The organism is Polaromonas sp. P1_G1, assembly GCF_056405595.1.
The window spans coordinates 46,318-67,059 of sequence record NZ_JBFUBU010000003.1 but is presented as its reverse complement, the minus strand read 5'-3'; the positions used below and the strand labels follow the sequence as shown (position 1 = coordinate 67,059).

General features: G+C 58.3%; 20 protein-coding genes. 17 read left to right on the top strand and 3 right to left on the bottom strand.

Going from position 1 to position 20,742, the window contains the following annotated elements; translation table 11 throughout:
• The first annotated feature begins 9 nt into the window (after positions 1 to 9).
• From aceK to AC1D1Y_RS01955, 12 genes are all read left to right on the top strand, one after another.
• Complete coding sequence (aceK, locus tag AC1D1Y_RS02010; protein ID WP_477680883.1) at positions 10 to 1,887, top strand: bifunctional isocitrate dehydrogenase kinase/phosphatase; 1,878 nt, start codon at positions 10 to 12, stop codon at positions 1,885 to 1,887.
• A 49-nt stretch (positions 1,888 to 1,936) separates the two neighbouring features.
• Positions 1,937 to 2,620 (top strand): hypothetical protein, encoded by a 684-nt coding sequence (locus tag AC1D1Y_RS02005; RefSeq protein ID WP_477680882.1) that lies wholly within the window; start codon positions 1,937 to 1,939, stop codon positions 2,618 to 2,620.
• 26 nt (positions 2,621 to 2,646) lie between these two features.
• Complete coding sequence (locus AC1D1Y_RS02000; protein WP_477680881.1) at positions 2,647 to 3,840, top strand: acetyl-CoA C-acyltransferase; 1,194 nt, start codon at positions 2,647 to 2,649, stop codon at positions 3,838 to 3,840.
• Positions 3,837 to 4,925, top strand: a complete 1,089-nt coding sequence (locus AC1D1Y_RS01995) for a DUF695 domain-containing protein (protein ID WP_477680880.1) — start codon at positions 3,837 to 3,839, stop codon at positions 4,923 to 4,925. The genes AC1D1Y_RS02000 and AC1D1Y_RS01995 overlap by 4 nt, the downstream gene beginning before the upstream one ends.
• A gap of 2 nt (positions 4,926 to 4,927) precedes the next feature.
• A complete protein-coding gene (locus tag AC1D1Y_RS01990) occupies positions 4,928 to 5,602 on the top strand; it encodes an SDR family oxidoreductase (protein ID WP_477680879.1) in 675 nt (224 codons plus the stop codon).
• A 53-nt stretch (positions 5,603 to 5,655) separates the two neighbouring features.
• Complete coding sequence (locus AC1D1Y_RS01985) at positions 5,656 to 6,786, top strand: acyl-CoA dehydrogenase family protein (protein ID WP_477680878.1); 1,131 nt, start codon at positions 5,656 to 5,658, stop codon at positions 6,784 to 6,786.
• A gap of 10 nt (positions 6,787 to 6,796) precedes the next feature.
• Positions 6,797 to 7,228: a rhodanese-like domain-containing protein gene (locus AC1D1Y_RS01980; RefSeq protein WP_477680877.1), complete on the top strand. Its 432-nt coding sequence runs from the start codon at positions 6,797 to 6,799 to the stop codon at positions 7,226 to 7,228.
• Positions 7,228 to 7,656 carry a YchJ family protein gene (locus AC1D1Y_RS01975; RefSeq protein WP_477680876.1) on the top strand — a complete coding sequence of 143 codons (429 nt, stop codon included), beginning with the start codon at positions 7,228 to 7,230 and terminating at the stop codon, positions 7,654 to 7,656. The genes AC1D1Y_RS01980 and AC1D1Y_RS01975 overlap by 1 nt, the downstream gene beginning before the upstream one ends.
• Before the next feature lie 27 nt (positions 7,657 to 7,683).
• Entirely contained in the window at positions 7,684 to 7,980 is a 297-nt protein-coding gene (locus tag AC1D1Y_RS01970; protein ID WP_477677883.1) for a hypothetical protein, read from the top strand.
• Between the two features lie 56 nt (positions 7,981 to 8,036).
• Positions 8,037 to 8,873, top strand: coding sequence for a metallophosphoesterase (locus tag AC1D1Y_RS01965; protein WP_477680875.1), 837 nt, complete (start codon positions 8,037 to 8,039; stop codon positions 8,871 to 8,873).
• Entirely contained in the window at positions 8,870 to 9,532 is a 663-nt protein-coding gene (locus tag AC1D1Y_RS01960) for an HAD family hydrolase (protein ID WP_477680874.1), read from the top strand. Before AC1D1Y_RS01965 ends, AC1D1Y_RS01960 begins: the two co-directional genes overlap by 4 nt.
• Positions 9,533 to 9,645: 113 nt before the next feature.
• Entirely contained in the window at positions 9,646 to 10,023 is a 378-nt protein-coding gene (locus tag AC1D1Y_RS01955; RefSeq protein ID WP_477680873.1) for a YciI family protein, read from the top strand.
• 131 nt (positions 10,024 to 10,154) lie between these two features.
• On the opposite strand, the gene AC1D1Y_RS01950 is transcribed toward AC1D1Y_RS01955, so the two are convergent.
• Positions 10,155 to 10,355, bottom strand: a complete 201-nt coding sequence (locus AC1D1Y_RS01950) for a hypothetical protein (protein WP_477680872.1) — start codon at positions 10,353 to 10,355, stop codon at positions 10,155 to 10,157.
• 175 nt (positions 10,356 to 10,530) lie between these two features.
• Between AC1D1Y_RS01950 and AC1D1Y_RS01945 the strand changes: the two genes are divergently transcribed.
• The 5 genes from AC1D1Y_RS01945 to AC1D1Y_RS01925 all read left to right on the top strand — a co-directional run bounded on the left by AC1D1Y_RS01945 (position 10,531) and on the right by AC1D1Y_RS01925 (position 15,139).
• A complete protein-coding gene (locus AC1D1Y_RS01945) occupies positions 10,531 to 11,010 on the top strand; it encodes a pilin (RefSeq protein WP_477680871.1) in 480 nt (159 codons plus the stop codon).
• A gap of 278 nt (positions 11,011 to 11,288) precedes the next feature.
• Positions 11,289 to 12,449 (top strand): aminotransferase class V-fold PLP-dependent enzyme, encoded by a 1,161-nt coding sequence (locus AC1D1Y_RS01940; RefSeq protein ID WP_477680870.1) that lies wholly within the window; start codon positions 11,289 to 11,291, stop codon positions 12,447 to 12,449.
• A gap of 7 nt (positions 12,450 to 12,456) precedes the next feature.
• The gene (locus tag AC1D1Y_RS01935; protein WP_477680869.1) at positions 12,457 to 13,305 is read left to right on the top strand and encodes a restriction endonuclease; all 849 of its coding nucleotides are present in this window, start codon (positions 12,457 to 12,459) and stop codon (positions 13,303 to 13,305) included.
• 101 nt (positions 13,306 to 13,406) lie between these two features.
• On the top strand, positions 13,407 to 14,345 hold the full coding sequence (locus AC1D1Y_RS01930) for a HipA domain-containing protein (protein WP_477680868.1): 939 nt from the start codon (positions 13,407 to 13,409) through the stop codon (positions 14,343 to 14,345).
• Between the two features lie 2 nt (positions 14,346 to 14,347).
• A complete protein-coding gene (locus tag AC1D1Y_RS01925) occupies positions 14,348 to 15,139 on the top strand; it encodes an HIRAN domain-containing protein (protein ID WP_477680867.1) in 792 nt (263 codons plus the stop codon).
• A 141-nt stretch (positions 15,140 to 15,280) separates the two neighbouring features.
• Here AC1D1Y_RS01925 and AC1D1Y_RS01920 read toward each other — a convergent pair whose 3' ends face one another.
• Entirely contained in the window at positions 15,281 to 16,528 is a 1,248-nt protein-coding gene (locus tag AC1D1Y_RS01920; protein ID WP_477680866.1) for a DNA cytosine methyltransferase, read from the bottom strand.
• A gap of 4 nt (positions 16,529 to 16,532) precedes the next feature.
• A complete protein-coding gene (locus AC1D1Y_RS01915; RefSeq protein WP_477680865.1) occupies positions 16,533 to 20,675 on the bottom strand; it encodes an AAA domain-containing protein in 4,143 nt (1,380 codons plus the stop codon).
• Positions 20,676 to 20,742 lie beyond the last annotated feature (67 nt).

Genomic DNA, 20,742 nt, shown 5'->3' with positions numbered 1-20,742 from the left:
GAAGCCGCCATGTTCCCCCAGCGCCTGGACTCGAGCATCGCCTACGACATCGCCAAGGCGATGATGGACGGCTTCAACCGCCACTACCAGCTCTTTCGCACCGAGTCCGCGCGCGCCAAGCACCGCTTTGAAACGGCAGACTGGCACGGCCAGCAGCGCGCCCAGCGCGAGCGCATCGAGTTCTACGACCTGCGCGTGCGCGAGGCCTCCACCCGGCTGGAGCGCGAGTTCAAGGCAGGCGAGCAGCCCATGGACGTCTGGCAGCAGGTCAAGCTCCATTACATCGGCCTGCTGGTCAACCACCACCAGCCCGAACTCGCCGAGACCTTCTTCAACTCGGTCACCACCAAGATCCTGCACCGCAGCTACTTCCAGAACGACTTCATCTTCGTGCGCCCGGCCGTCAGCACCGAGTACATCGAGAACGACGAGCTCGCCTCGCAGCCCACCTACCGCGCCTACTACCCCACACGCGACAACATGCGCGAGGTGCTGCTGCAGCTGGTGCGCGACTTCGACCTGCGCCTGCCCTTTGACGACCTCGAGCGCGACGCCGGCTACGTGCTCGAGGCCATCAGCGAGCGCTTCGCCGACGTCAAGCTGCGCGCCAACTTCCAGATCCAGGTCCTGACCAGCCTGTTCTTCCGCAACAAGGGCGCTTACGTCGTCGGCAAGATCATCAACGGCTTCAACGAAGTGCCTTTTGCGCTGCCGGTGCTGCACAACAAGGCGGGCAAGCTGGTCATAGACGCGGCCTTGTTCGGCGAGGATGACCTGCTGATCCTCTTCAGCTTCGCCCGCGCCTACTTCATGGTCGACATGGGCATACCCTCGGCCTATGTGCAGTTTCTGCGCAGCATGATGCCGCACATGCCGCGCGCCGAAATCTACAACGCGCTCGGCCTGGCCAAACAGGGCAAGACGCTTTTCTACCGCGACTTCCTGTACCACCTGCGGCATTCCACCGACAAGTTCCGCATCGCACCCGGCATCAAGGGCATGGTCATGCTGGTGTTCGACCTGCCGTCCTTTCCCTACGTCTTCAAGGTCATCAAGGACTACTACCCGCCGCAGAAAGACACCACGCGCGAGCAGATCAAGGGCAAGTACCTGCTGGTCAAGCAGCACGACCGCGTCGGCCGCATGGCCGACACCCAGGAATACAGCGAGGTCGCCTTCCCGCGCGACCGCTTCGACGACGAGCTCATCGCCGAAATCGAAAAGTTCGCGCCCAGCCAGCTCGAGATCAGCGACCGCGACGGCGACGGCCAGACCGAAGTCATCATCAAGCACGTCTACATCGAGCGCCGCATGATCCCGCTCAACATCTACCTGCAGGAAGCCTTCGACGCCGGCGTCAACGAGCCCGCCGCCAAGGACCAGATAGAGCGCGCCGTCGTCGAGTACGGCAACGCCATCAAGGACCTGGTCGCCGCCAACATCTTTCCCGGCGACATGCTCTGGAAAAACTTCGGCATCACGCGCCACGGCAAGGTCGTGTTCTACGACTACGACGAGATCGAATACATCACCGACTGCAACTTCCGCAAGGTGCCCGAGGCCCGCACCGAGGAAGAAGAGATGAGCGGCGAGGTCTGGTACTCCGTCGGCCCCAAGGACGTGTTCCCCGAAACCTTCGAGCCTTTTTTGCTCGGCAACGACGCGGTGCGCGAGGTCTTCATGAAGCACCACGCCAACCTGCTGGACGCCGATTTCTGGCAGAAACACCAGGCCCGCATCCAGGCCGGCCATGTGCACGACGTGTTTCCCTACGAGCGCGAAAAGCGCTTCAGCGCGCTGCACAGCCCCGGCGCTCCCCACGATGAGGTGCTGACGCAACTGCCGCCCGAACCGGTGTTGACGGGCCTCAGCGGCTTGACCCCTTGAGGCGGGGGCTGGCGGCAGAACATCACAACGAGACAGGAAGGAAATGACCGTGACAACTCCCCTTATCAGGACCTGGACGCTTTTTGCGGCGCTGGCTTTTTTCTGTGGTCTTGCCTTCTCGCAAGACATCTCGCTGCTGCCCAAATACGGCAACCTGCAGAAGACTGAACAACAGAAGGCGGCGGACGCCGCATTCCTGGTCGAGGTTGACGCTCGCTACCCGGGTGACAGGCCGAAGGCGGCGAAAGATGTTGCGGAACGGGGCTGGCAGTTTTTGCGCCAGGGCAACCCGGAAAATGCCATGCGGCGTTTCAACCAGGCCTGGATGATCGACCCGAAAAGCGTTTCCGCCTTGTGGGGCATGGCGGCAGCTTCCGCCAGCAGCGACCAGGGCCTTCTTGCTTCACTGGGCCTGTTTGCCGAAGTTGAAAAACTGGCGCCCGGCGACATCGATCTTGCCGTCGATTACGCCAGGACGATTGGAATAGCGGCGGGCGTGGTGGGCAATCCAACCCTGATGGCCGAGGCTGTCAGGCGTTATGAAGCCATCTACCAAAAAGCCCCGAACCATACGCTGAACCTGCAGAACTGGGCGATTGCCGACTACACCAGCGGCAACTACGCCATGGCCTGGAAGCGTTTGAAACTCGCCGAGGCCACGCCGCAGCGAGCCGATATCGACCCGAATTTCGTCAAGGCGCTGGAGGCAAAAATGCCGCGGCCCACCCCCTAAGCTGAACCACTGAAAGGAAACTCGACATGTCCAACCCCAACCAAGACCCCATCGTCATCCTCGGCGCGGCCCGCACCCCCATGGGCGGCTTCCAGGGCGACTTCAGCAGCCTCTCGGCCCACGACCTCGGTGGCGCCGCCATCAAGGCCGCCATTGAACGCTCGGGCATCGCGGCCGGCAAGGTCGATGAAGTGCTGTTCGGCAACTGCCTGATGGCCGGCCAGGGCCAGGCCCCTGCGCGCCAGGCCGGCTTCAAGGGCGGCCTGCCCGCCAGCGTCGGCGCCGTCACTCTGTCCAAGATGTGCGGCTCCGGCATGGAAGCCACCATGCTCGCGCACGACCAGCTCGTCGCCGGCAGCCGCGACGTCATGGTTTCGGGTGGCATGGAAAGCATGACCAACGCGCCGCACCTGTTGCTCAAGGGCCGCAGCGGCATCCGTATCGGCCACGACCGCATCTTTGACCACATGATGCTCGACGGGCTCGAAGACGCCTACGAACCCGGCCGCGCCATGGGCACCTTCGGCGAGCAGTGCGCCGACAAATACAAATTCACGCGCGAAGCGCAAGACGCCTTCGCCACCGCCAGCGTGCAGCGCGCCAAGGCCGCCACCGAGTCCGGCGCCTTCAAAGCCGAAATCACGCCCGTCACCGTCAAGGGCCGCGCCGGCGAGACCGTCATTTCGATTGACGAAGGCCCCGGCAAGGTCAAGCTCGACAAGATTCCCACGCTCAAGCCCGCCTTCAAGAAAGACGGCACCATCACGGCAGCCTCCAGCTCCTCCATCAACGACGGCGCCGCCGCCCTGGTGCTGGCCCGCGAATCCACGGCCAAGGAACTGGGCGCCAAGCCCATCGCCCGCATCGTCGGCCACGCTACCTTCTCGCAGGAACCCGAATGGTTCACCACCGCGCCGGTGGGCGCCGTCAACAAGCTGCTCAAGAAAATCGGCTGGAGCGTGAAAGACGTGGACCTCTGGGAAGTCAACGAAGCCTTCGCCGTCGTGCCCATGGCCGCCATGAAAGAACTCGGCATCAGCCACGACATCGTCAACGTCAACGGCGGCGCCTGCGCGCTGGGCCACCCGATTGGCGCGTCCGGCGCCCGCATCCTTGTCACGCTGATCCATGCGCTCAAGGCTCGCGGCCTCAAGAAGGGCGTCGCCACCTTGTGCATAGGCGGCGGTGAAGGCACGGCCATGGCGATCGAGCTGGTATGAGCGAGGCCGGCCCGGCGCTCTCGGCCGCTGAGCTCGCGCAGCGCATAGACGGCTTCTGGCTGCGCTTTCGTGAGGGTGAGGCGGCGCTGGTCCGCAAGCCGGTGCGCGAGCAGGTGGAAGAAATCAACGAGGTGCTGGAAGCCTGCCTGGACGGGCTGGCCCTCGAGATGTCGGCTGACGACGGCGACCAGCAGGTCGAACTGATCGCCACGGCGCACGGCAACGCCGACAACTTTCCGCTGCTGCTGGATTTCGTCAAGCGCGCGCCACCGCTCAAGCACTACACCCTCAGCGCCTTTCGGGCCCGCACCGAGAGCCCGGACTTTCCCATGCGCATGGACGACTTCGAACTGGCAACCTCCGACGTGCTGATCGGCCATCTTGCCGATGAAGGCCGGGTTGGCATGGAAGTCATGTTCGCGCGGGAACTGCCCAGCGACATGCAGGACCATGCGCGCAACATGGCGTTCATCATGCTCGACCATGTGCTCGGCGAGTACGACTTCGCGGTCAAGGTGGGTTTTGTGGATTTCGTCGACGGGTTTTCGGACGAAGTGAGCGCCTCCACCCCGCTCGACAAGTTCGGCCCGGTGCTCGACAGCTTCTGGACGAATGAGCTGGGGCATACGGGCTTGTTCCCGAGCGGCGAACACCGGTGGTCGGTCATGACGGTCGTCTTTGGCGGTGGCGAGGATGGCGACAGCGACAGCGAAGAAGCCGGCGAAGAGGACGAAGGGGGCGACAAGGCGATCGTGGCCGTCAACCAGAGCGCCAATGCGGTGGCGGCACGGCCGGACCTGGGCCATACGATCGAGCTGCGCCTGCCCGTGGAAGACCATGCCGCGCTGGACCGCGCCCGTGAACTCCAGGAGCAGATCGCCACCCGGCTGGAGCTTCAACATGCCGGCATCCTGTCCCACACCGTGGTCAGGAACGGCCGGCGCCTGGCCAACTACTATGTGGGTGACCTGCCTGCCGCGCTCGGCGTGGTGGACGCCAGCCTGCACGGCGCATCGTTCACCGGTGCTGAATTGACTCATGCCTTCGACCCTTCGTGGTCGAAATACTTCAATTTCGCGGGCTAGCCATGAAAGTCCTCGTCATAGGCGCCTCCCGCGGCATAGGGCTTGAGTTCGTTCGCCAGTACCTGGCCGAGGGCGCGCAAGTCATGGCCACCGCGCGCGACGACGAGGGCCTGCAGCGCCTCAAGGGCCTGGGCGCCAAGGCCTTGCGGCTGGACGTGGCCCAGCCCGCCAGCATCAGCGGCCTGGCCTGGCTGCTCGACGGCATGGAGATCGACATCGCCCTCTATGTGGCCGGCGTGTTTCCGCAGGGCGATGCCTTGACCCCTCCGACGCGCGAAGTCTTTGACCAGGCCATGCACACCAACGTGCTGGGTGCCATGCAGGCCATCCCGCAGGTCGCGCCCCTGGTCGAAGCGGCGCGTAGCGGCAAAGGCCGTTTTGCTTTCATCAGCAGCGGCATGGCCAAGATAGGCGGCGTGGAGAACAGCCGCGGCTGGGTCTACCGCGTGAGCAAAGCCGCGCTGAATATGGCCGTGGCCTCCGCCCAGCACGACTACCCCAAGGCCATCATGGTCGCCATGTCGCCCGGCTGGGTCCAGACCGATATGGGCGGCAGCGGCGCGCCGCTCACCACGGCCCAAAGCGTCACGGCCATGCGCGCCGCGCTGGCCGGGCTGGGGCCCGAGCACAAGGGCGCGTTTCTCGATTACGACGGCAGCCGCTTCGGCAGCTGGTAGGCCGCACGCGGCCCGTCTTTTTTTTCGTTCCCACATTCACCGCAAGGCACAACATGCTGCTCAACCAGGACCAGGAAATGATCCGCGACGCCGTCCGCGCGTTCGCGCAGGAAGAGCTCTGGCCCCATGCCGCGCGCTGGGACAAGGAACATCACTTCCCCGTCGAGGCGCACAAAGGCCTGGCCGCGCTGGGCGCCTACGGCATCTGCGTGCCCGAGGAGTTCGGCGGCGCCAACCTTGACTACCTCACGCTCGCGCTGGTGCTCGAAGAAATCGCCGCCGGCGACGGCGGCACCAGCACTGCCATCAGCGTGACCAACTGTCCCGTCAACGCCATCCTCATGCGCTACGGCAACGCGCAGCAGAAAAAGCAGTGGCTGACAAAGCTCGCGCAAGGCGAGATGCTGGGCGTCTTCTGCCTGACCGAGCCGCACGTGGGCAGCGATGCATCTTCGCTGCGCACCACGGCGGTGAAAGAGGGCGATGAATACGTGCTCAACGGCGTCAAGCAGTTCATCACCAGCGGCAAGAACGGCCACGCCGCCATCGTCATCGCCGTGACCGACAAAGGCGCCGGCAAAAAAGGCATGAGCGCCTTCATCGTGCCCACCAGCGCGCCAGGTTATGTGGTGGCGCGGCTGGAAGACAAGCTGGGCCAGCATTCCAGCGACACCGCGCAAATCAATTTTGACAACTGCCGCATCCCGGCCGAGAACCTGATCGGCAGCGAGGGCGAGGGTTACAAGATCGCCCTGGGCGCGCTCGAAGGCGGGCGCATCGGCATCGCCGCGCAAAGCGTGGGCATGGCGCGCAGTGCGTTTGAGTCGGCCCTGGCTTATGCCAAGGAACGCCAGAGCTTCGGCACCGCCATCTTCAACCACCAGGCCGTGGGTTTCCGCCTGGCAGATTGCGCGACGAAGATCGAGGCCGCGCGCCAGCTGATCTGGCACGCCGCCAGCCTGCGCGACGCCGGCCTGCCTTGCCTGAAGGAAGCCGCCATGGCCAAGCTCTTCGCCAGCGAAATGGCCGAACAGGTCTGCAGCGCCGCCATCCAGACCCTGGGCGGTTATGGCTATGTCAGCGACTTCCCGGTCGAACGCATTTACCGCGACGTGCGGGTCTGCCAGATCTACGAAGGCACTTCCGACGTGCAAAAAATCATCATTACCCGCGCCCTGGCCTGAGGAGAAACTAATGCCCATCACCAAAGGATTCCGCGCCCTGGTCGACGAGGCCATGGCCCAGGTCAAGACTTACAGCGTGGATGAAGTCAAAGCCAGGCTCAACGATCCCACAGTCCAGATCGTCGACATCCGCGACGTGCGTGAACTCACGGCCGGCACGGTCGTCGGCAGCTACCACGCACCGCGCGGCATGCTCGAGTTCTGGGTGGACCCGGCCTCGCCCTATCACAAGCCCCTGTTCGCCGACGAGGGCAAGGAGTTCATCCTGTTCTGCGGCGCCGGCTGGCGCAGCGCCCTGGCCACCAAGACCCTGCAGGACATGGGCATGGCCAACGTCGCCCACATAGCCGGCGGTTATGCCGAATGGGTCAAGCAGGGCGCGCCCACTGAAACGCTCGAAGACCGGGAAAAGCGCAAGGCCCGCGCCCACAGCTGCGGTTGATGCCGAATCCGCTGCTGTCCCAGCCACTCGCCTCACAAGCCTGCCCCTGCGGCCGCCAGGCCGGCAAGCGCGCGCGGGCGTATGCCCAATGCTGCGGCCGCTACCTCGACCACTTCGACACCATTCCCGCCCCAGACGCCGAGTCGCTGATGCGCTCGCGCTACACCGCTTTTGTGTCCGAGCGTGCCGACTACCTGCTCGCCACCTGGCACGCCAGCCACAGGCCCGCGTCGATAGATTTCGACCCCGGCGTCAAATGGCTGGGCCTCGAAGTGCGCAGCCATCGCCAGGTCGACGCCACGAACGCTGAGGTCGAATTTGTCGCGCGCCAGAAATCACCAGCCGGCCCCGCCGTGCGCTTGCACGAGCGCAGCCGCTTCGTGCACGAAGCCGGCCGTTGGTACTATGTGGACGGCGATATCCAATAAGCCAACAAGCCAATAAGGGGCGGACACATGTTCAACCAGACCGTGCGCGGCATGTACTGCTTGCGCTGCAGCAGCCGCAAGGTGGTTCGCGGGAATTTCGAAGCCGAGCGTTTTTATCCCCTGCGCGGCCTGCTGCGCTCGCTGCTCGGCAAACCCGTTCTTTTGCAAAACGAACATGCGCATGCCTGCATGGACTGCGGCCTGGCCTGGAACGAGGTCGACCCCGCGGATCTGCGCAAGAACCTGCGCAGCTATGGCCTGTCGCCCCACAGCACCGGCGTGATGGATGCGGTGGACGGCGATTCGCCGGATATCCGCCTGTGACAGGGCCTGCGAAGCCCTGGGGGCGCCGCGCCGCCGGAGTGTTGGCGCTTGTTGCCATGCTCCTGCTGGGCACCTGGACTGTCATCATCGAACCGCGCTGGGTCGCCCATCGCGAGATCAGCGAAACCGTCCCCCACTGGCAAGGCCCGCCCGGCCTCAGGGTCGCCGTCGCGTCCGACTGGCATTTCAGCAAACGCCCTTTGTGGCGCGTCATGACACTGGAGCGCGCACTCGCCATCGTGGCCGAGATCAACGCCGCCCAGCCCGACGTCATCCTGCTGCCCGGCGACTTTCTTGCCGACCGCGATTACAAACCCGAAATCGCCGCCACGCCCGAAGACGAAATCGCCCAGGTGCTGGGCGGGCTCAAGGCCAGGTTGGGTGTCTATGCCGTCATGGGCAACCACGACTGGTGGCACGACGGCGCGAAATTCACCGCCGCCTTCCAGCGCGCCGGCATCCAGGTGCTTGAGAACGACGCCGTGCCCCTGCCCGGCACCGTCCTGTGGGTGGCCGGTGTGGGCGACGACGACACTGGCCATTCCGACCCGGTGCGCGCCATGGCCAAGGTGCCCAAGGGCGCGCAGGCGCTGGTCTTCATGCACGAGCCGGCCAGCCTGTTCGACCTGCCGCCGGTGCGCGGCCTCGTCGTAGCCGGCCACACCCATGGCGGCCAGGTCAGCATTCCTTTCTACGGCCCGCCCGTGGTGCCCGGCGCCGGCCCCCGCGCCTGGGCTTATGGCTGGGTGGCGCACGGCGACAATCGCATGTACATCACCAGCGGGCTCGGCGTCAGCATCCTGCCGGTGCGTTTTAATATGCGGCCTGAATGGGTGATGTTCACGCTCGCCGCCCCGGCAAAACCTGAACTGGACATGAAAGCGGAACCATGAGATTTGACGCGGTGTTATTCGACTGTGACGGCGTGCTGGTCGACAGCGAACCCATTACCAACGGCGTGTTGCGCGACATGCTCGAAGAGCGCGGCTGGAAACTCAGCTCCGCCGAATGCATGCGCATCTTTGTCGGCAAGGCCGTCAAGGACGAAGCCGCGCTGATCGCCGCCAACACCGGCAGCCCCCTTACCGAAGACTGGATGGTCCAGTTCCGCGAACGCCGCAACACCGGCCTGATGCGCGACCTCAAAGCCATCACCGGCGCCGTCGACGCCATCGCCAAGGTCCACGCGCTCTACCAGGGCCGCATCGCCTGCGCCTCGGGCGCCGACCGCTTCAAGGTCGAACTGCAGCTCGAGAAATGCGGGTTCATGCCCTTCTTCAAGGGCCGCATTTTCAGCGGGCACGAGCTGCCGCGCTCCAAACCCTTCCCCGACGTTTACCTGGCCGCCGCCGCGGCCCTGGGCGTGGACCCCAAACGCTGCGCCGTGGTTGAAGACACCGTCACCGGCGTCACCGCAGGCGTCGCGGCCGGCTGCACCGTCTTCGGCTACAGCCCGCCCGAAATGGGCCATGACGCGCCCGGTGCACTCAAGGCCAGCGGCGCGACACATGTTTTTACCGACATGGCCGACCTGGCGGCTTTACTGAGTTGATGGGCTGAGAATCTGTTTCAGGATTATTTTTAGCCGGCATGTCGATTCCGGCCCGCCCCGTTCGTCGTAGAGGTGTCAGCAAGCAAAAACCTCCATCACCGAAAGGAAACCCCATGAAATACCTCTGCCTCGCCAACTACAAACCCGCCGACATGGCTGCCCTGTCGCCGGCCGACCGCAAGGCGCTGGTCAGCCAGTGCCCCGCCAAGGATGCCGAACTCAAGGCCACCGGGCACCTGCGCCTGAGCGCTTCGCTGGACGGGCCCGCCATACGCCTGCAGCCGCGCGGCGGCAAGACCACGGTGGCCGACGGCCCCTTTGCCGAGGCAAAAGAGCTGGTCGGCGGCTTTTTCATCATCGAAGCCGACAGCCGGGACGAAGCCGTACGCATCGCCTCGCTGCACCCGGCCGCCACGCTGGGCGAAGACGTGGGCTGGAACATCGATATCCACCCCATCGGTTTTTTTGAGCAGTACGCCGGCAAGGCCTGAGCCTCGCTGCCGGAACGGCCGGACGGCCTGCTACAGGCTTCGCCCGTTGCCGGGGCCTGCCGGACGCCGCAGGCCCCGCATCGAGGCCGTATCCACCAATCTGAGCGGCTGCGCTAAAGCGACTCAAGGCGTCAGGTGATGGAAAGAGGCTTCACCTGGATCTCTTCCTGCGCAGTCCGTCCACATGCTGAATATTCATCAAGGACTCTCGCAGCGCGAGGGGCCTGGTTTTCAAGCAGGCGCTCGCCATCAGCACGCAAAGTCGATGCCCCCGTGATCGAGACCGCGCTCGGCCGCGCATCGAATCCTTTTGCATTCTGACTATCCAGCATCACAGGCAGCGCAGATGTGGACATCCGGTCACAACATTGTCCGCGTGCGGAATGTGTTTGTGCGAAAGGTCGGGAGCACACAGTTTTAGGCCCAAGAATGGCCCCAGAGAGGCAGAACCGCATCGCACAACTGCCCGCCGCTCTGGGATCCATGTTCTTAATCTCAAAGGTTTTTATGAAGCGCTCTCTCCAACAAAAGGGTTTCACCTTGATCGAGCTGATGATCGTCGTGGCGATCATTGGCATTCTGGCTGCGGTGGCCTTGCCGGCTTATCAGGACTATATGGTCAAGGCTCGTGTATCCGAAGGCTTGGTCCTTGCATCCGACGCGAAGCTCGTCGTCGCCGAAAACGCATCAAACGGCTCGCCGTTCGCGACAGGGTTTGTTGCGCCCACCGCGACCAACAATGTTACGGGTATAGCCATCGGAGCGACCGGCGCTATTACGATCACTTATGCGGCAAGGGCTGGCAACGGCACAATACTTCTGATTCCTTTCACGGGAACTGTGGCCGCACCCGTCGCGCTGACGTCGGGCACGATCCCGCCAACCCAAGTCAACTGGATATGTAAGGCGGCAGGGGCCGCCGTTTTTCTGGGAACCAATCCTGGTACGGTGATGGCGAGACATGCGCCGGCCGACTGCCGGGTGTAAATCGAACACGGGCGTTCGGCGCCCTGCTCCCAGAGGCGCCAAGGGCGCCTCTTTTTATTTGCAGACACGCGTCTAAAGAGAAGGCAGTCATTTGTGGCGCAACAGGTCCGGTAAGCCGGGTTTTAAACTCGTGGCGGCCGTGTTGCACCTACGCGGCGCATTGGAGTCCGGGACGAGGCCTGAGGGGTTCCACCTTAGAAGTCGTTGCGGCATTGTCAAAAAATCTCATCCTGCTAAGCTGGCTCCCCCGACTTTTCAACAAAGATTGCGAGACAACCATGCCCGGACTCCTTCCCAACGTTGACCCCGACGGCCTGCTCGAATTCTCCGTCGTCTACACCGACCGCGCGCTCAACCACATGTCGCGCAGCTTCCAGGGCGTGATGAGCGACATCTCCGCCATCCTCAAAGAGGTCTACCACGCGCATTCGGTCGCGCTGGTGCCCGGCAGCGGCACCTACGGCATGGAGGCCGTCGCCCGCCAGTTCGCCGCCGGCAAACATGTCATGGTGGTGCGAAACGGCTGGTTCAGCTACCGCTGGACGCAGATTTTTGAGATGGGCAACATCCCCGCCTCGCACACCGTGCTCAAGGCCCGCAAGACAGCCGCCGGCGCCCAGGCGCCATGGGTGCCCGCACCGGTGGCAGACGTCGTTGCCGCCATCGCCAAAGAAAAGCCCGCCCTGGTCTTTGCCCCGCACGTCGAAACCGCCTCCGGCATGATGCTGCCCGACAGCTACCTCCAAGCCGTCGCCGCCGCCGTGCATGCGGTGGGCGGTCTGTTTGTGCTCGACTGCATCGCCTCCGGCGCCATGTGGGTCGACATGAAAGCCACCGGCGTCGACGTGCTGATCTCCGCCCCGCAAAAAGGCTGGAGCAGCTCACCCTGCTGCGCCATGGTCATGCTCAGCGAACGCGCCCGCACCGTGATTGAAACCACCCAGAGCTCGAGCTTCGCCTGCGACCTGAAGAAGTGGCTCCAAATCATGGAAACCTACGAAAACGGCGGCCACGCCTATCACGCGACGCTGCCGACAGACGCCCTCACACGCCTGCGCGCCACCATGAAGGAGACGCAAGCGTATGGTTTTGCGAAAGTGAAAGCCGARCAGCAGGAACTGGGCAGCAAGGTGCGCGCCCTGTTCGAAAGCCGCGGCCTGCCCAGCGTAGCCGCCGAGGGCTTCAAGGCGCCAGGCGTGGTCGTCAGCTACACCACCGATCCCGACATCCAGTCAGGCAAGAAGTTTTTGAATGAGGGGCTGCAAACCGCCGCCGGCGTACCGTTGCAGTGCGACGAGGGCGCGGACTTCAAGACTTTCCGCGTGGGGCTGTTTGGGCTGGAGAAGTGGCATAACGTGGATCGGACCGTGGCGAGTTTGGCGGGGGCTTTGGAGCGGATTGGGGTGAGTTCGGTTGTGGCTGAGACCGTTGCGGGCTGATCATTTCATGGAAAAATTTAAATATAAGTATGACGATCTTTTTAATCCAGTACTTCAAGCTCTGCATCAATTAGATGGTTCCGGTTCGAACGATGAAATCGAAGAAAAACTCGTATCGATCCTCAATTTGAATAACGATCAAATAGAGGACATTCACAGGGGTAATACGACAAAGCTCTCGTACCGTGCTGCCTGGGCTAGAAATTATTTAAAACGTCTCGGCCTAATTGAGAACTCTGCTCGCGCCGTTTGGGTCTTAACGCCAGAGGGTCGTAGAACTAAGAATATTGATCGTGCGGAAGCAAAGCGAATAGTTCGAACTCTTTCAGGCGCTCGAAAACTGGACGACGTTGATCAGCGCGATGGTGCTGATGTCACTGGTGAAATCGCCGAAATTAGCTGGGCCGATGAGCTCGTCGAGGTGTTAAAGAAGTTGGAGCCCGCTGCATTTGAGCGACTCAGCCAACGTCTCTTACGAGAGTTGGGTTTTAACAATGTTGAAGTTACCGGAAAGAGCGGGGATGGTGGAATAGACGGGGTCGGCGTCATCAAACTTGGTGGAGTTCTTTCTTTTCACGTTGTCTTCCAATGCAAGCGCTATGCCGGTACTGTTTCTTCTGCTGCAATTAGAGATTTTCGAGGGGCCATGATTGGACGCGCAGACAAAGGCTTGTTGATCACGACAGGAACGTTTTCTCGGGACGCTAGACAAGAGGCGCAAAGGGATGGAGCCCCTCCGATTGATCTAATAGACGGTAACTCTATGGCGGAGAATCTGAAAAACCTAGGATTGGGCGTAAAAATCGAGCTGATTGAGAACGTCACTGTTAATCATGAGTGGTTCATCGGCATCTGAATGTCCTCAGGCAATCTATTGCTGAAAAAATTCTTGTAGCTTCGCACCTTTAGGCATACTTGTTTAAAAGTGCCGAACGAGCGCGAACCTCTGGAGCGATTGTGTACAAGATATTCTCAGTACCTGAAGATGCTGCGGAACTCCCTGAGCAGCTTGGAACGAAGTACAAATTTTGGTTTCATGACCCTCACTTTGAGCCCAATCACGGATTGACCCTCTTTAAAGAAGGGCGACCCGAGACGGGAGAAAACTGGGCAGAGAAAGTGGCCTGCGAACTCGCGGAGTTAATAGGAGTTCCACGCGCACAATATGAGTTTGCTACCTTTAAGAGCATGCAGGGCGTTCTTTCAAGAGCCTTAATTGATTTCACAACCGGTGCGCGCTTGATTCACGGCAATGAGGTTTTGTCGTCTTACTCAACTGGATATGGGACACATGAGGTCAAGCCCTATCAGCGGCGGGAGCACACTCTGCGGCGAGTTCTTGGATACTTCAGAGCCAGTGCGGAGTCCGTCGGCATTCCATTTGGATTTGCGAAGGACGGATCTATTCAGACATCTTTGGATGTGTTTATTGGGTATGTCATGTTTGATGCATGGATAGCCAATCAGGATAGACATGATCAAAACTGGGGGCTTCTGAGAACAGCGGATGGTAATAACTTCCTGGCACCGACCTACGATCATGGTTCAAGCATGGGAAGGAATGAACGAGATGAAAAGCGCTCACTCATGTTAAACACAAGGGATAGGGGGCAGCATATAAGTCACTATGTGACTACTGCGAGGTCTTCCTTTTATCCTCATACGTCAACGGGCAAGATAAGGTCTCTTTCTACTTTGGATGCATTTATTCAAGCTGCGAGGCAAAACCCGACGGCAGCGAATGGTTGGCGACATCGTCTTTCCAATGTAAAGCCGGATGACATTGTTGGAATATTTGAAAGAATCCCAGAACATTTGATGACACGCGTGGCACGAGAATTTACGATTGAATTGCTGAATTTGAATCAGCATCGAATCCTGAAAAGTGAGATTTAGAAATGGATAGTTTGTACGTGGGCTGGCAAAACGAGGACACCCGTGAGTGGGTGCCGGTCGCCAAACTTAGCAAGAGTGAAGATGCATACACCTTGCAGTACACGCGCGGAGCCAAACGATCTAAGAGTTTTGTCGGTCTTGGGCGTATGGGCGATCTTGATAAAACATACTTATCCAAGGAGTTATTTCCTTTCTTTAAAAACAGGTTAATTAGCAGGTCGCGACCTGAATATTCAGACTATCTGCGGTGGCTCGGTCTGCAAAGTTTGGATGATGATCCGATGACTATGCTTGCGGTAACGGGGGGGGTGCGTGCGACCGATTCGCTAGAACTGATTCCTTCACCAAGACAGGACGGCGATAGGTTGGTGATGGACTTCTTTCCTAGAGGTGTTAATTATTTGCCTGGGGATGTCCTAAAGATCATTGATCGCTTGGCCGCTGGCACACGGCTGTATCTGATGAAGGATGTTCAGAATGAGCATGATCTCAACGCGTTCGCTTTGAGAATTGACGAGCCAAGGGTAATGATTGGATACTTCGCGCGCTATTACTGCCGTGGGCTTAGTCGATTGCTTGAGCAGCACGGCAGCGATGTGCGGGTTCACATTAAGCAGGTAAACGAGGACGCCCCGACGGGAATGCGATTCTTATGTACGCTATCTGCCAGCTCGAGTGTCGCTTCTTTTTTTCTGGAAGCCGAAGATGATTTCTTGCCTTGGAGTGCCGATGACGTGGATAGTGCGAATAAGTCGGCAATTAGGCGCGCGGTTCAGGCACTAAAGGATAGTTAATTACCCATCCGCTACTGCAGGGGCGGTGAATGCTCCATTTTTTCTTACTTTCAAGGCTGTCGTATCCCAGAATCCTTAGGAAGAATCGCCGGTCTTCTTTCAAGAACGGAGCGGAAGGCGATCCTATTCGACGAACTGCTTTCAAATCGAAATTTCCACTGCTCGAGGGCCAAAGCCGGTCCCGGGATGCGGCGTGATATCCAATTCGAGGGTGGTATACCGCTTGGGAACACGCTTGACTTTTTCGGGGGCTGGGCAATCGTCGCGTTTAGCTGGAATCAACGAGCTAATAAGTGGAGTGTCGATACCGTAAAACTGACGACGGATCTGGTTGCCGATTATTTCTCCCAAGACGGGGGGTACCGCGTTACCTATTTGTGTCTGTAAGTCCCTGTAGTTTCCCTCCCATATGTGCCCAGCGGGAAAAGTCTGAAGCGCCGCAAGCTCTGCTATTGAAAGCCGCCGATTGGCCCAATGGAATGGGCCGGTTGCTGGGCCTGGGCTTGCTTGAATAGTCCATGATGGGAGGTTCTTTGCCAGTTTCAGAAGAAAAGTCCAATAGCGTCTTCGCCAGCCGAACAGTGCTTGCCCGCCTCCTCTTTCTGTGTGCCAAAGATAGTTATTTCCCTCTGGAATCGAAGGAAGTAATCCGGCCCACTTGCCAGTCATGTCGAGTGCTGGCGCATACGCAGCATCCGCAAGGTGACCGATAGCATCCCATGCTGTGCGCCAAGTTGTATCGTTTGAAGTTGCAATGTCAGGGGAGAAATGAGTGGGCGTCGGTTGCTTGAAGTTTTTCCCGCTTCGCTCGGCAATCAAGAATATTCTCTCTCTGCTCTGTGGTGCGCCGAAGTCGACCGCGTTTATGCGAATGATGTTGGGTCGATACTTAGCTCCGCTCTGCGCATTGATTTCCTTAAGTCGTCGTTGTACAAAAGAAGCTCCCGCATAGCGTCCCTTTGTTGCGAAACCTACAACGTTCTCTAATACGAAAACCTCCGGGAGAAAATGTTCTACTGCATCAAGCATTGCATGCAATGTGCGAGCACGCGGATCCCGCAGTCGTAAACTTTTCCCATCGTTCCATAGTGCGGCTTTTGAGAAGGGCTGGCAGGGAGGGCCACCAAACAACAAGCCAACATCTCCTTCATCCAGGCCAGATTGCTCAGAGATTTCTGTCATTGACAACGAGTGAATGTCAGCTGGCTCTGCCAATATCACCGCAGGTTGATTTAGGCGGAGCGTATGTCTCGCAGTCGTGTCGAGCTCGATGCAAAGCTTTGATCGAAATCCAGCTTGATTTAAGCCGATATCCAGCCCCCCAGCTCCAGTGAACAGTGAAAGTGAGGGGATCCAGGGCTTGGCCTTCTTATTTGTTTTAATTTCCACCAATTCAATGTCCTACTGATGCGAGGCTCGTTACCTGCCTTGGGGCGTAAATAGTTAATTTGTGACCTTCAATCTCGAAGGTACTGAGCACCTCACTGCACAGCTCTCGAAGAGACTTCCATAGCATCGCAGATTGATAGTTTTCTAGATCTGCCGGCACGTTATCCAGCAGTGACTTTGCACAAACGACTATGAGGCGTTCTTGTGTGCGGGAAAAGGCCACGTTTGCTCGGTTCAAGTCTAGGATAAACGAAGCATGTCGGGTTATGGAGGATGTGTCGCTCGCAGTGGCGGAAACGATGACAATTGGGCATTCACCCCCTTGCATTTTTTCCACCGTATCAATTCTCCTGATCTCGGGTCTGTTTGCTAGTCTAGTTCGCAACAAGCCTCGCTGGGCTCTGTGAGGTGTCATGACGACGACACTGTCGTCAGCGAACTCCTGCCTACTATCTAAAATCTGTTCAATGATCTCCACCTCCAGCGGATTCGCCTTGGCCGAGCTATCTTCATTGTGAACCACAAGGTGTAGCCGCGCATCGCCGGACCAGATGGCGTTCCACGGGGAGTGGTCATTTTTTTGATCTGATTGAACCAGTCGACCACCACCACCCTGTAAAGAAATCTTGTCTTTTGCATAGACTGGACTGATCAGATGTCTAACGATATCGGGTAGGCGAAACGTGAAGTTAAGTGATGACATAGTGACTTGAGAGTCCGAAGTTGGTCTCCCTTCTTTTATGCTTCGCACCGCCTCATATGCGCTTACGTAGGGTTGGTAGACAGTCACTGGATAACGATCCTCCTCCTCCCAATTGTGAGAAACAATCGGAGCTAGCTGCCGGTGATCTCCCGATAGCATAATTTGTCCAAGCGGGCTAACGACGGTGGTTAGTGAGAGAAAGTGTGCGAGCACCATCATGCTCGCTTCATCCACCACGAGGAGGCGGCATTGAAATGCGCCGACTGTTCTTCCGAAGGCTGCACTCTCATCCAAATTCTTCGCAAGTTTTAGTATGGCCGTAGTAGTCCCGCCCAAAATGACCACACCTTGTTTCCGAGCTGCACCAAGAAGCCGAACTGCGCTTCCCGAATTTAGAGGGGTAATACCTGGGCTTGATTCCTCCTGCGGATCTACGCGAAACTGCGAAATTTTGCTAACTCGCTTGCCGACCTCCCCGAAACTTTTTGCTAGAACGGGCTGAAGACTTTTAATGCGCTCCATAAGTTCATCTACCGCTGTGTGAGTCTGAGCTGCGACTATTACGATGTCTTCAGTTTTGAGTTGAGTCCAGCAACGAGAAAGAATACTTATAGCGGTGGTTTGGGTTTTTCCTGTGCCTGGGGGGCCTTGAAGCAATTGAACTCGCGCGCCCCTTCCTGCTGAAATTGCGCGTTTCTGATCGGACGCAAGTTCATTCCCATCTGCCGTACGAAATGCACCGAGAATAGTTGCTAGATTTTGAGTTTCTACTGGATCCAGAGATGCGAAAGGCACCACTCTGGGGTTTGTAGTATCAAACCATTGGTAGGTATGGTGGGCCGGTATTTGGGTAAGCCTCGCATCAACTCTAGGGGCAACAAAATCTGTCACGCTGTCGTCTAGTGTCGCGAAGTCGAAGTAAAGGTCTCTCGCGGGACGACTCCCAACTACATACCTGCTCGCCTGGCCAGGGATTGGGCTTAGCCGCACCGTCCCGTTTTCCCAATCAATCTCCTCAACCCTACAAGTCGAACCACCACGTAGGAGTTGGGCTATGGTTTGCCCTTGTTCTGCATCGCCAGAGTGCGGTGAGAGGCGAACAAAGTCTGACCCGTTGTAAACATTTCTAAGATTATCTAGATCGGTCGAGTATGTGTTGGTATCAATCACGGCATTTAGTTTGGTTCCGTCATGATTCGCGTGAACGTTACGTAGGGGCAATGTCGTACCTTTGGAAACTCGATCTGCTGCGGGTACAAGGTGTGTAGCAAGCCATTCTGCTAGTTTGATGTGATAGTCCAATCGGAGAAAATCTAAAGCTGCCTCCGCAGGTGTAGTGATGCCTAAGGTGAACTGGCGCAGTTTGCCAATATCCAATTTTGGCTTGTTGATCTCGGGGTTTTCTGGAATAAACCACTCGATCCATCTCATCGCGTGAACGCGGGCTGAGAGCAGATTCTCTAGGTAATTTGGTTGAGCGGTCTCGTAATACCGTTGCAATTGATTCCGCTGCTGTGCATCTAACCCAGGTGTATCTGCAGGCGTTAACGTTCTCCAAGCTGCTCGCCAATAAGGTGCACTCAACGAATCGAAAAAGCGGCTTCGAATTTCGAAAGAGTGAGTGGATGCTGTGGTTTTTTTGTCTTTTGCCCATCCACCAGAAGCGTCTAAGTCGAGCTTAGTTTTAAAGTCAAAAATATCCTGCCGGAATAACCAGTCGAGCGGGACAGGTTCACGGTTGACGACTCTCGTCCAATGAAATCGCTGACCAAACCAAGTCAGGGAAGTAACAACCGAGAGGCCTCGGCCTGTCCATCCCAACGCCATACTTCTGTCGACATCTTCTCCCACGCTTGAGAAAATTAGCTGATCTATGGGCTCTCTGCATCCCATCAATTCTTGTAGGCTCCGCAGCATGCGCGTGTCAGCGCGTAGACATGCTTCCACAAGCTGCGACATCTCTGAGCGTGACCATACATAAATATGTATGGAGGCGCTTTTTCCGGGAGAGATTTCGGCGACCGCGTTTATGAGTGCATCAAAAAAACTTTGCAGCAGCTCGCCTTCTTGACCGGTTGCAACCTCGTGATTTGAGGACCATGGCGCGCCTCGAGTCCTAATTACGTCTCTGTAGTCTTGAAGTGGCCGCTGCTCATAGACTGGGCGTCCTGTTCCATCCACCTGATCGGTTTTTCTTCGCTCTGCAAGACCCGCTTCAGGGCGCCACCTGCCCTCGATTTCTGTGAATGGCGTTAGTAATTGCCAATCGCTTATCGTCACATGTGCAGCGAGAGAACCTATCCGGTTCTCTACGTAGTCGTAGTGCACGCCTAAGTACACGCGCACCAACTGATCGCCGTCAATTTCATACGCTGGGGCTTGACTGCGTACCTTCCACGGGAGTCGAGTAACCGGATAATCATCGGGATTTGCAGGACCTCCGGGCAATGTCGTAACTCTGGTACGGGCTAAAGCCTGCAATAAGCTTAGGTTTGCCGAGAACCCTAATGTGTTTCGGATATCTAGAGCTTGCTGAGAGTCGAGGCTTAGTTGCTCAAGGGCATACAGATCGTCGATTCCGTTTGCGCGAAGCACGCGAGCGGTTGATGGTTCGACACCAATAAGTTCCAAAGCTCTCGTTCTTCCCGCCTCTGGTAAGCAAACGACATTGAATTTGCAATGGTCGCACTTCGACTCTATGGCGTAAGAGAGCCTTTCGAGCTTGGCATCCAAGATGCCAGCAATTTGTCCGCCCGTTGCAAGTAGCCGGCGTACATCCGAGAACTCGACTTCTAACTCCAACGCGGGTAGCGAACGTACCGGCTGGATCTCCTCAGTTCCTTCGTCGATTCTTGCAACGACGGCTTCTAGCGAATATTCGTTAAGCTCGTGTCCGCCAACGACAATCTTGGCATTTGTTAGCCATTCGAACGCCAAGAGTAAGTAGGTCGCTGCTTGTATTCGTTGGTATGTCTTGTCTCTACGAGATGCTTTGCACTCCACAAACCTTAGACGAGGCTTTCCGTCGATCCATTCCAAGATTAAAAAGTCGATTCTGCCTATTACTTGAAAAGCGCCCAAGACACCGCTGATCTCAACTTCTCGCGCAAATATGGGTTGTTCTGGGGAAACGTCTTTCAAGGCGTTTAGGAACTCTGACCACGGCGTTTGAGGTTTTGTGGTGCCGGCGTCCCTTCTGCTTCTGAAGTCGGTTAAGTCAGCGAGGCCTGCTTGAACAAGATCCTGGTCTACTTCGTCTTCTCGCTGAGCGCCAGCAGCACGTAACACAGGATCAAGGGGGTTAAATAGTCGGGAGTAAAAAGGTAACGTACGTCTCAATGCCTGTTCGTCTTGTCCCAGCTTAAGGCGACGCGCACAAGAGTGATGGCGAACATATTCGCCAATATCGGTAACTCGTAGAGTGCGATTTGCGTTGTCCGACACCTTGTTCTCCCTGTTGTAGACGAACCATCCCGGGCGAAACAAGATGTTACGGCATCGCTGAGCTTAG